The sequence below is a fragment of the Mycobacterium sp. 852002-51971_SCH5477799-a genome (genome assembly GCF_001667145.1).
In the GTDB taxonomy this organism is placed as follows: Bacteria; Actinomycetota; Actinomycetes; order Mycobacteriales; family Mycobacteriaceae; genus Mycobacterium.
In genome coordinates, this window is the sequence record NZ_LZIF01000025.1 from 1 (window position 1) to 580 (window position 580).

The 580-nt window shown below is 66.7% G+C and carries 1 protein-coding gene; it reads right to left on the reverse strand.

The window, feature by feature from the left end:
• Positions 1-580: condensation domain-containing protein (locus A5753_RS02255; RefSeq protein WP_156655885.1), on the reverse strand; the 580-nt coding region annotated here is incomplete at both ends.

Here is a 580-nt window from a genome sequence, read left to right on the forward strand (position 1 = left end):
ATCGCCGACAGGTGCTGGGCGGGGTCAGCGGTCAACGCCGCCAGCACCCGCTGCAACCGGGCGATCAAAACCTCGATGGTGGCCGCATCAAACACATCGGTGCGGAATTCGACTGCGCCCGAGATCCCGGCGGGCTGGCCGTTCTCGGTCCAGCGTGCGGCCAACGACACCACCAAATCCATCCGGGCAGTGTGGGTATGGACCGGCAGCGGGGTGGCTTGCAGGTCCCCTAAACTCGACCCGGCCGTCTCACCGCTGTCGTGTCCGGCGAGGTTTTGCCAGGCCAGCATGACTTGGATCAGGGGGTGGTGGGACAGGTTGCGGGTGGGGTTGAGGTGTTCGACGAGGACTTCGAAGGGGACGTCTTGGTGTTCGTAGGCGGCCAGGCTGCGGGTGCGGACCTGGGCCAACAGTTGGGCCATGGTGGGATTGGCGCCCAGATCGACCCGTAACACCAAGGTGTTGACGAAAAACCCGACCAGCTCATCGAGGGCGGGATCGCGCCGCCCGGCGATCGGGAACCCCACCGCCACATCCGCGCTGGCGCTGAGCTTGGCCAGCAGCACCGCCAGCGCGGTCG